Genomic DNA, 10,658 nt, shown 5'->3' on the forward strand with positions numbered 1-10,658 from the left:
TTGTGCCACCCACCGCTGTCGCATCCAAACCACCCGCACCTCCGCCCACCGTGTCTGCTGCTCCGGGCCGGGCCCCCTGGCCGACCGCCGTCTGGGCTTTGCTGGCCGGCACGTTCATCACGCGTGCCGCCGGGTTCGTCTATCCCTTTCTCGCCTGGCACCTGAGTGACCGGGGCCTGGCCGGGACCTGGCTGACCGTCGTGCTGGCCCTGTTCGGGGCCGGCTGGCTGGCCGGGCAGGTCGTCGGCGGAGCGAGCGCCGACCGGTTCGGGCGTCGCGCCACCCTCACCGGCTCGATGCTTCTGGCCGCCGTGGTCTTCCCGGTCCTGGCGCAGGCGCACACGCTGCCCGCGCTCGCCGCGGCCGCCTTCGTCTCCGGCATCGTCTACGACGCGGCCCGTCCGGTGGTGTCCGCGGTCATCGCCGACACCGTGGAGGACGAGCCGACCCGCGCGCGGATCGCGGGCTGGCGGTACTTCGCCGTCAACATCGGGGTGGCCATCACCGGCGCCCTCGGCGGCACCTTGGCCGAATCGGTCGGTCTACCCGTCCTGTTCTGGTGCAACGGCCTGGTGTGCGCCGGGTTCGGCGTCGTGGCCTGGCTTGTCATGCCCGCCGAAACGCTCCAAACCCGGACGGCACGCCACGGCTACCGCAGCGTGCTCGCCGATCCGCGCCTGGTCCTGCTGTGGCTGGCCAGCCTGTGTGGCTTCATCCCCATGAGCGCGCTGTACGCGGTGCTGCCGCAGATGATGGCCCAGGACCACCTGCCGGCCGCCGCCTACGGCTGGGCCCAAGTCACCGCCGCCATCGCCGTCCTGGTCCTCTCGCCGCTGTTCAACCCCTGGCTGGCTCGCCGGGCGCAGAGCAAGCACCCGATGGTCGGCCCGCTGGGGGCCAGCTGCCTCATCCTCGGTCTCGGCATGGGCTCGGCCGGCCTGGTCTCCACCCCGGCCGGCTACGCCGCGGCCGTGGTCGCCTCCGTGCCCGGCGAGATCATCGCGACCGTCGCCGCGGCCGACATCGTCAACCGCATCGCGCCCGCCCACGCCCGCGGCCGGTACGCCGGCATCTGGGGCACCAGCCTGGCCGCTTCCGTCCTGGCCGCACCGCTGCTGGCGGGCTGGGCGCTTGAGGCCGGCGGCCACCACCTTGTCGGCCTCACCCTCGCCGGCTGCGGCCTGATCGGCGCCGGTCTGTGCCTGCCCCTGACCGCGCTCGCCCGCAGGCATGCGGCCGCCCTGCGCTGCGCTTCCTGACCTGCACATCCATCCCGCTCACGAAGGAGCACGTCATGCACACCCGCCTGAAGATGCTGGGTCTCGGCCTGGCCGCCGCCACGGCCGTGACCCTGGTGCAGGCGCCTGCAGCGTCCGCCGCGACGAAGACCTGGCACGCCCAGGAGTCCGTGCGGATCCGGGCCAAGACCAGCACCTCCAGCACCGCCCTGGGATTGCTCCCCAAGGGGGCCGCTGCGGCGGCCGAGTTCAAGAACGGCGCCTACGTCATGTACTTCGGCGGCGTCCACAACGCCTGCGGCTCCAAGGGAACCATCGCGGACGATCGCTGGGCCAAGGTCACATACAAGGGCATCACCGGCTACGTCGCCTGGAACTGCATGGACTAGCCCCTTCCAGCCGTGGGCTCTCTCAGCTCACGAGGCAGTCGGTTGCGAGCGACGCGATCGCGCGCACGCAACCGGCCTCAATCTCCCCCGCCAAGCCTGTCCCGCCTGCGCGCTTCATCCTTGGAGATTTCTGTGTCTGCACGACCATCCCTCCTCCTGGTGGGAGCCGGTGACGACCATCCCACCAGCACCGCCGCCTACCGGGAGTACACGCTCGCCAGCCTCGCCGCCACTCATCCCGTCGTCCTGGTCGACAGCGACGTGCCCGACTGGGCGCACCGCTACCTGGCCGGGCACATCGAGGCCGACCTGACCGACCGCGCCGCGACGGCGGCCGCCATCGACACCTACACCACCCAGCACGGCGCCCCGGCCGGGGCGATGACCTACATGGAGCGCCACGTGGTGCTCACGGCCCATCTGGCGCAGCAGCTCGGCCTGCCCACCAGCACCCCCGAGGCCATGACGGCCTGCCGGGACAAGGTGCTCTCGCGGCGGCTGCTGGCCCAGCACCAAGTGCCCTCCGCCCGCTCGGTGCTCGCTGCGGACGCGGACGCGGCCGTCGCCCACGCCGACCTGATCGGCTATCCCGTCGTGGTCAAACCGCAGTCCCTGGCCGGCAGCGCCGGCGTGATGTGGGCCCACAACCGCGACCAGGTACGCAAAGCCTACGAGCAGGCCGGCCGCGCGGCTGCCGCCGGCCAGCAGCAGTACGGCACACCGGGCGTGATCGTCGAAGAGGCGCTGATCGGCAGCGAGATCAGCGTGGAGACAGCCGTGCTCGCACCGGGCCGCACCCGCATCCTGGCCGTGACCCGCAAACTGCCCGCGCCGGCGAACACCACGCAGGAGTACGGGCACTGCGTGGACGCCATGGACCCGCTCCTGCAGGACGAGGACCTGCATCAGGTGATCTCCGCGGCCGTCGACGCCCTCGGGGTGAGCACCGGAGTGCTGTGCATCGAGGTGATGCTCACCGCCAGCGGGCCGCGCATCGTCGAGGTCAACGGCCGCCTGGGCGGGGACCTGCTGCAACTGCTGGTCAAACGGGCGCTCGGCATCGACCTGGCACAGGTGGCGGCCGCACTGGCCACCGGCACCCCGCCCTACCTCACGCCCCTGTTCAAACGCGCCGCCGCGATCCAGTTCGCCTACCCCGCACAGACGGGCCGCCTGAGCCGGCTGTCCGCCCCGGCGGGCCTGAGCCAGCAGCCGGGTGTGGAGCGCGTGGTGCTGCTCAAAAGCCCCGGCGCCTATGTGGCCGCGCCGCCAGCAGCCACGCTCGACGACCGACTGGCCCTATGGGTGGTCACCGGCGCGCACGTCGGCGCCTGCCACACCCGCCTGCGGCACGTCGCCAACCAGCTGGACATCACCGTCGAAGCCGCAGACCACGCCACCGCCTGCGTCGCCTGAGCGCACAGGCACACCGCGTCATCCACATCCACGTTCCGAAAGGGGATACTCCCGTGCGCGTTTCCCGCTCCATCGCAGCCTCTGCCCTCGCCGCGGCTGTCGCCGCCGGCGGGCTCGCCGTGGCCACCCCGGCTCAGGCCGCCACCACCTCCTGCAAGACCAGCAGCAAGTCCTTCAACCTGCCCGGCAAGCCGGACGTCAAAGTCAGCCTCAAGATCTGCATCCGCTACACCGGCACAAGCGGCGGCTACCGCCACTACACGGCCTGGCTGTCTAAGGCGAGCTGGGACGGCACCTCCTTCTACACCGGCGGCTACAGGTTCAATGACTTCTACATCAAGATGCGCGCCGAGCACGGCTCCACCGTACGCACCAACTGCACCTACGGCACGTGCGAGGTGCGCAGCCTGAGGAGCGAGCTCGACACCGAGAAGGGATCAAAGACCTTCTCCAGCGGCGCCAGCGGCTACAGCAACGTCTACGTGAGCACCAAGACCAAGAAGTGGACCGCGGACGCCACCGTCACCTACGACATCGCCGACGACGGCAAGGGCAACAAGACCTGGGGCCTGGCCGGCACCAAGGCCATCACCTGATCCGCCACCGCGCCCCGCGCCGGGCCCGGCCCATCGGGCCCGGCGCACTGCCACAGGCGTCCCGGCCCCGCACCGACGCTGCGCCAGTGGGCCGGACGCCGTCCTCGTCTCCCTTCTCCACGTCAGGAGTTGCCGCAATGGGGCTTCCCCTCGCCAGCCCGGTTCGCACTCCGACCCGGGCTGCCGCGCGCACGGTGGCGGTCGTCGAGCCCGGCACCGATTACGCGCCCGCCCTGGCCGCACGCGGCCACACCCCCGTCGCCGTCGCCACCGAACCCGCCCCGGCCAAAGGCGCACATCCGGCCGGGACAAGGGCGCAGGCGGTCACGCACCGCGGCTCGCTGCGCCGCACCGCGGCCCGCCTGCGCGACCTACGGGTCGACGGCGTTCTCGCCGGCAGTACCCGCGGCATTGTCCTGGCCGAACAGGTGGCGTCCCGCCTGGGGCTGCCCGCCGATCCGGCGACCGTCGGGCAGCGCAGCGACCGGGGCATCCAGCATCGCGCGCTGCAGGTGGCCGGCATCCCGGCCCCGGCCGGCTGCCGCACCGACCGGCTCGCCGAGGCCACCGCCTGGTGGCGGGCCTGCAAACCGGCGGCCGCGGTGCTGTTGCCGACCGCCGTCGGCGCACCGGCCGCTCCGGTGGTGTGCCAGACCAGCATCGACATCGCCCACGCCTGGCCGGCCGTGCGCCGCGCCGCCCATCTCCACAGCGGCAGCGCCGACGTCGTGGTCAGCGAGTACCTGCCCGGCCGCCGCTACACCGTGCACAGCACCACCCGTCCGGCCGCCGGCGGGCGGGCGGCCGACCACCGCGTCACCGACCTGTGGGCGGACAGCTACACCTGGGACGGCATCCTTGCCCGCTCCGAACTGCTGCCGCGCCACGGCCTGCTGGCGCGCACCCTGGCGCTGTACGCCCTGCAGGTCCTTGATGTTCTGGGCGTGCAGGCCGGGCCGATGGTGTGCCGCCTGGCTTTTGCGCCCGGCCGCGGGCCGCTGCTGCTGTCGGCGGCCCCCGTCCTGGTCAGCACGCCGGCCGACGCGGCACTGTATGCGGCCACCGGCACCGACCGGCTCACCAGCGCCGTCACCAGCCTGTTGCCCGAAGCCCCCGATCCGCTCAGAGCCATGCACCGCGGCCAGCGTGTAGTGCGCGTCCACCTGCACGCCGCCGCCGACAGCGTCCTCGCCCCCGTTCTGTGGGGCACGCTCACGCAACTGCCCACCGTCGTGGCCACCTCTCCACACCTGCGCGCCGGTGCGCAGGCCCGGCAGACCGCCAGCAGCCGCACCACCGCCGGGGAAGTCGTGCTCAGCCACCGGCAGATGCAGGCCGTCGACAGCGATTACCAGACGATCCGCCTGCTGGAGGCCACCGGCCTGTACGCGCCCGTCCCCGCCGGTGTTCCCACGGGAGGTGCGCGGTGACGGACACCCGCCTGCAGCGCGCCCTCCGCGGCGCGGCCGCGCAGCACCGGGCGGCGCTGGCCGCCTATCTGCCCGTGGGCTGGCCTGACCGGCTCACCAACTTGGACGCACTGCACCTGCTCGCACAGAGCGCGGACGTCGTCGAGCTGGGCGTGCCGCACACGGCCGCCGTGCTGGACGGTCCAGTCATCCGGCAGGCCGCCGAGACCGCGCTGCGGGCCGGCTTCCGGATAACGGACGTCTTCCACGCCGCGCGCGAGCTGTCCGCGGCGTCGGCGGCGGCGCTGCTGGTGATGTCCTACTACCAGCCCGTGCACGCCTACGGCCTGCACCGCTTCGCCCAGCAGGCGGCCGCGGCCGGCATCGACGGCGTCCTCATTCCCGACCTGCCGGCAGAGGAGGCCGGCGCGTGGCGCACCGCTGCCCGGGCAGCCGGCCTCGCGGCGATCCCGCTGGTCTCCCCGCGCACCCGCTCCATGCGGCTGCACTGCATCCTCGCCCACGCCACCGGCCTCATCTACGCCCCGGCCACCAGCGGGGTGACCGGCAACGAGCTGCCGATCAGTCCGGAACTGCCCGACTTCATCGGCCGGCTGCGCTCTCTGACAGCCCTGCCGATCGCCACCGGCATCGGCATCACCAGTCCCGAGCGCGCCCGGGCCGCGGCCGCGCACGCGGATGCGGTGGTCGTCGGCTCCGCGCTCATCCGCCGGATGCAGGCCAGCCCGCGCGCCCCGCTCGCGGCCGCGGCCGCGAGCGGCCGGGACTTCGCCGCCGCCTGCCACCGCCTCCCCCACGCCGCCTGACCTGCGAAGGACTATCACTGTGATACGCCACAGCCTGCGCGAACACACCGGCGCCGACGCCCTGGCCGTCCTGGACCGCCAGTGGCGCGAGCTCTACGCCGAAGACGACCGGGCCAGCTACTTCCAGTCCCCGGACTGGCTCCTTGCCTGGGCCCGACAACTGCCCGAGACCGCCACGCCCATCGTCCTGGCGGCCACCAGCACCACCGGCCGCATCCTGGCCGCCCTCGCCCTGGTCCGCCACGACAACAACGTCACCGCGCTGTCCGCGCCGCACGCCGCCTACGTCCGTCCGGTCGGCCCCCACGCGGACACCCCCGCGGTCGCCGCCACCTTCGCGTTCCACCTGCTGCTGCTCAGCCAGAACGGCGTCAACATCGACCTCAGTGACGTTCCCGCCACCAGCGGCCTGGCCCACGCCCTGGCCGACGTCGGGGACGACAGCGCCTGGCAGTGCAGCCCCGACACCGCCACCGCCCTCGAGCTGCCACTCGCCCCCGCCAGCCTGTCCCGCAGCGCACAGCGCGAGCACACCCGTCTGCAGCGCACCTGGCACCGCCTGGTCGCGGACCAGGACCTCGCCTACACGCGCAGTCGGCACATCCGCGACCTGCTCGCCGGCTTCGACGTCCTTAACCGCCTGCACCAGCCCGGCCAGTGGCCCGGCCACGCCACCCCCGCCCAGCAGTGGCGCGCCGTGCTGAACCACATCGGCGCCGCCGACGCCTTCGTCGCCACCCTGAGCGTGGACCGGACGATCGTGGCCGCCCAGCTGGGCGTCATCCGCGGCCGCCACTGCACCGTCCTGCTGTCCGCCCTCGCCTTCACCGCCCGCCACCTCGGCCCCGACCACGCTCTGCTGCGCCACCTCGCCCGCGACCTGACAGACGAGGGATTCACCGCGCTCACCCTCGGCCGCGCCGTGCACGGCCGGCACACCTACCAGCACCAGCGCCAGCCGGTATGGGCCTCGACGCTGACGGCCAGCAGCATCCGCCTTGCCCAGGCCGTCTGACCTGCCCACCCGGTGGCGCACCCGTCCGCGAGGTCCACCACTGGCCGTCCGCACCACCACAGCCGTCCTCTCAGCGCTTCCGCGCAAGTTCCCTCAGTTGATTCCCTACCGGCCGCGATCGGTCGCGGCCTCTTCGGAGGAAGAAACCATGGCAAAAGTGGCACAACGTATTGGCGTGGCCGTAGGCGCTGCCGTCGTGGTGGTGTCGATGGCGACCCCGTCCTCCTCGGCGGCCTCGTACGTCGACAAGACCGTGCGGCTCTGCACCGGCAGCAGCAGCTGCGGGTACGGGCTCGCGATCGACTACTGGTACAAGAAGGGCTCCAACAGCCGCGGCGTCGAGTGGGTCTACGCCTCCAAGGACACCAAGAGCAACAAGGCCGCCTACGCCCGGTGGCTCTACAAGAAGCCGGGCGGCAGCACGCACGTCGGCAAGGGCTGGCGCAAGGCCAAGGATAAGGGCTCCTTCGTGGAGACCTCCTGGTACGCCGGCAACCACAAGGGCCCACGGTTCCCCAAGGGCACCGTGATCTGCATCCACTGGAAGGGCTCGTCGAAGAAGGCCTGCGCCACGCTCAAGTAGCCGATCCCGCAGGCCGGCCATCCCCTCAACCGCCGAAGGCGCCCTGCGGTGTGCGCCGGCCACCGCGTGCCGGGCGCACACCGCGGGGCCATCCCGGCGGCCGAGAACCTTGCCGCTGCCTGCCATCCGAACCGCTCCGCCCCAGCGCTCACCGTTTTCGGAGGAAGCCTCCATGCTCCAACCCGCCAGCATCGCCACGCGCCTGCGCCGTCTGACCGCGCTCGCCGTGGGCGCCACCACGGCGATCACCCTGACCGCGTGCGGGGGAACAGGCATCGGCGCACCCAAGCACGCCACGCCGGCGCCCGCTACGGCTTCCGAGGCGACAGCCGGGGGCGAGCTGCGTACCGCCGAGAGCGCCACCGTGCTGATCGACGAACAGGACGGCGACGTCACCTACGAGATCACCGCACACAAGGTCGAGCTGTCCACCCCGGCCGAGGCCGCGAAGGCGGTCCGCGACCCGGTCGACGCCAAGGGCATGGTGGTCGCGACCGCCTGCATGCAGTACACGCACACCGCCGGACCCGCTCTCACCGCCGTTTCCGACGTGAACGACCACACCGGCATCTACGCCGACGGCGTCCGGGGCGCACTGCTGATCGGCGTCGGCGACGACGCACCGGGATGCGAGGACCCGTACACCATCGGGGCCTGGCATCCCGGTAAAAGCCACACCCTCTGCAAGTCCTACCTCGTCCCCGCCGGCGCGCGGGAACTGCAGGTCCGCTGGAGCCAGACAGACGACGCCGAGCCGTACTCGTGGACCTTCGTCCCCGAGTGAACCGGCCGCCCGGCAGACGCAGCAACAGCGCCCCGCGACCTGCCGCACATACAGATCACCGTTCCAGGAGGAGGAACAGCCGCGTGAGCGCACAGGACCACCAGCAGCCACGGCGGGATGCCGGCGTGCACATTCCGGGGACCGACTACGTGCCCCACTACACCCCACCCGCCTGGTATCAGCAGCGCCCACAGGACGCCGAGCCGCCCATCCCGTGGCACTCCGTCGCCCCGCCCCGCTCCCTCGAGCCGGGCTGCCATGTGTGCGGGGCCCGGCCGGTCGCCCACGCGGAGGTCCGCGCGCACACCGGGCTGCTGTTCTTCGGCTGGAGCCGCAGCGTCGGTGAACCGCTGTGCCGGCAGTGCGGCATCTCGCTGGTACGGACGATGACGACCCAGACCCTGTGCCGCGGCTGGTGGGGACTGCTGGGTCTGCTGTTCCACACCCCAGTGGCGCTGGCGGAGAACGCGGCCGCCTACCGCAAGTACCGGGCGCTGGCGCCCCCCACGCCGGTACCGGGACGCCGGCCGCTGCACCTGGGCAAACCGGTCCTGCGCCGGCCGCAGGTGTATGTGGCCCTCGTGCCCCTGATCTGGGCGATCGTCCTGATCTCCAGCATCGCGCTGCGCTGAGCAGCAGAAAGGGGCGGAACCACGGTTCCCCAACCGCTTCCGCCCCTTGCGCCGGCCACCCGGTCCCCACCAGGCGCCGACGCACTTCCACTGCCGGATAAGGGCTGCCACCCCGACTCCAGCGACTGGTTCTGACCGAACCCACAAGACCCATCAGGCCTCGTGCTGCCGCGAGGCACGCCCCGCAACAGGACCCATGATGCCCGAGGACTCCACTACACGCCACACCCGGCAGGCACAAGACCGCGTCAACGGCCCCGAAGACGACAGCCGTTCACACGGTGCTTTCACGCTGATACAGGCTGCACGCGACCACGAGGCCCACACCACCGCCTCCCGGCAGCTGCGGCGCCCCGGCGAGTACCTGGACGCGGTCCGCTACATGGTCCGCCACCATCCGCGCGCCACCCAGACCACCATCCGGCTGGCCGAAGCGCTGGCCGCCCGCATGCCCCGCGGCCGGCACGGCCACATCCCCTTCTGCGTCGACACCACCGCCCGCGAGCTCGGCCTCAAACGCCGCACCGTCCTCTACCACGCCCGCTATCTGCGCGAACTGGGGTTGCTCGTGTACGTGGAGCACGGCTCGAGACGCAACGTCATGCGCACCCGGCACGGCGCCAACTGGACTCGCGAGCACGGCTACCGCGGTACGGCCACCATCTTTGCTCCGGTGGCTCCCCGAGCCTGGGACGACGCGCGCGGCCACCGCATCCGGGGCCAGGGCTACACGGCTCGCCTGGTGGGCTACACCGCCATGGCCCGCTCTGCCGCCGGCAACGCGCGGACGCCATGCCCGGACACCACCAGTGCGTGCACCCCTTCTGTGATGCCACCTCAGCCCCGTATTTCAGGTGCTGGAGGGAGAGAGAACAAAGACAGCACGCGCAGACCCGCGAGCCGTACCAGTAATCGCTCTCACCGTCCCAAGGGCACCACCGGCTGGACGGCCGGCCAGACGGCCGCCGCGATCAGCGACGCCCGCTTCGTCCAACTGCACACCTGGTGGACCCAGGGCGCCTGCGTGCGCCAGCTGGCCTACGCGCTGCGCCCGCTGATCCACGCCGGATGGAACGGCTCCGATATCGCGCGCGAGCTCGCCCGCTGGACCGTTCCCCTGCGGCCGCGCGACGTCGCCGCCTACGTCGCCTCCGAGATCCGCCGCCGCGCCAACACCGGCACCCTGTACCTGCCCGATGGCCTGGTCACCCCCTATCGGCAGCCTGCGGTATCCACCTGGGACGACAATGAGACGCCGTTCGGACCCCGGTACGCACGCATGCAAGCCTGGAAGGAGCGCGCCTTCAGGCCCGCGGCCGCCCGCGCGGCATCCGCTCTGCAGCAGATGAGGCAGGCGCTCGCCGCCCGGCCCGGCCGCCGCCCCCGCGCAGCCCGCCCGAACGGCGTGCCGGGAGCGCATCCGGAGAACGTGCGGCTGACCCGCGCCGAAATCGACACTCTGATGGAGCGCTCCGCTGCAATTCCGGCCTGCACCACGCTGTGGGACGAGACCGAGCAGGCAGCGGAGCAGCGCGTCGAACGGGAGGGACACAGCACCTGGTGGGAGTACGCGCCTTCCGCGGCCACCGATCCGTTTCAGTAGGACAGCAGGCCGCCGCCCCGGGTGGTGATGGGGTGATCCTGCAGGACGTCGTCGGCGATGCCAAAGCCGTCCGTCAGGGTCATCGCGTGCGGGGCCAGTTCCTCGACGAGGGCCTCGGTGAGGTCGGGGAGGTGGCGGACCTGGTCGGCGGTGAGGGCGCCGTCGG

11 protein-coding genes are annotated in these 10,658 nt (G+C 72.2%); all 11 read left to right on the forward strand.

The features are described 5' to 3' along the window. Positions 1–50 precede the first annotated feature (50 nt). The 11 genes from IE271_RS34530 (at position 51) to IE271_RS34580 (ending at position 10,492) form a co-directional block, all read left to right on the forward strand. A complete protein-coding gene (locus IE271_RS34530) occupies positions 51–1,259 on the forward strand; it encodes an MFS transporter (RefSeq protein ID WP_190194423.1) in 1,209 nt (402 codons plus the stop codon). A 35-nt stretch (positions 1,260–1,294) separates the two neighbouring features. Continuing rightward, complete coding sequence (locus IE271_RS34535) at positions 1,295–1,627, forward strand: SH3 domain-containing protein (RefSeq protein ID WP_190194424.1); 333 nt, start codon at positions 1,295–1,297, stop codon at positions 1,625–1,627. A gap of 132 nt (positions 1,628–1,759) precedes the next feature. Then, positions 1,760–3,043, forward strand: a complete 1,284-nt coding sequence (locus IE271_RS34540) for an ATP-grasp domain-containing protein (protein ID WP_190194425.1) — start codon at positions 1,760–1,762, stop codon at positions 3,041–3,043. 53 nt (positions 3,044–3,096) lie between these two features. Further along, entirely contained in the window at positions 3,097–3,639 is a 543-nt protein-coding gene (locus IE271_RS34545) for a hypothetical protein (protein ID WP_190194426.1), read from the forward strand. A gap of 137 nt (positions 3,640–3,776) precedes the next feature. Continuing rightward, positions 3,777–5,069, forward strand: coding sequence for a hypothetical protein (locus IE271_RS34550; RefSeq protein WP_190194427.1), 1,293 nt, complete (start codon positions 3,777–3,779; stop codon positions 5,067–5,069). Further along, complete coding sequence (gene trpA, locus IE271_RS34555) at positions 5,066–5,875, forward strand: tryptophan synthase subunit alpha (RefSeq protein WP_190194428.1); 810 nt, start codon at positions 5,066–5,068, stop codon at positions 5,873–5,875. The genes IE271_RS34550 and trpA overlap by 4 nt, the downstream gene beginning before the upstream one ends. A 19-nt stretch (positions 5,876–5,894) precedes the next feature. Next, positions 5,895–6,890: a GNAT family N-acetyltransferase gene (locus IE271_RS34560; RefSeq protein ID WP_190194429.1), complete on the forward strand. Its 996-nt coding sequence runs from the start codon at positions 5,895–5,897 to the stop codon at positions 6,888–6,890. Between the two features lie 175 nt (positions 6,891–7,065). Beyond that, positions 7,066–7,473, forward strand: coding sequence for a hypothetical protein (locus tag IE271_RS34565; protein WP_190194430.1), 408 nt, complete (start codon positions 7,066–7,068; stop codon positions 7,471–7,473). Positions 7,474–7,645: 172 nt separating this feature from the next. After that, positions 7,646–8,257, forward strand: a complete 612-nt coding sequence (locus tag IE271_RS34570; protein WP_229919762.1) for a hypothetical protein — start codon at positions 7,646–7,648, stop codon at positions 8,255–8,257. An 83-nt stretch (positions 8,258–8,340) separates the two neighbouring features. Beyond that, the gene (locus tag IE271_RS34575; protein WP_229919763.1) at positions 8,341–8,889 is read left to right on the forward strand and encodes a hypothetical protein; all 549 of its coding nucleotides are present in this window, start codon (positions 8,341–8,343) and stop codon (positions 8,887–8,889) included. A 196-nt stretch (positions 8,890–9,085) separates the two neighbouring features. Further along, the gene (locus tag IE271_RS34580) at positions 9,086–10,492 is read left to right on the forward strand and encodes a helix-turn-helix domain-containing protein (RefSeq protein ID WP_190194431.1); all 1,407 of its coding nucleotides are present in this window, start codon (positions 9,086–9,088) and stop codon (positions 10,490–10,492) included. Positions 10,493–10,658 lie beyond the last annotated feature (166 nt).

Source organism: Streptomyces minutiscleroticus (assembly GCF_014650875.1).
Taxonomy (GTDB): domain Bacteria; phylum Actinomycetota; class Actinomycetes; order Streptomycetales; family Streptomycetaceae; genus Streptomyces; species Streptomyces minutiscleroticus.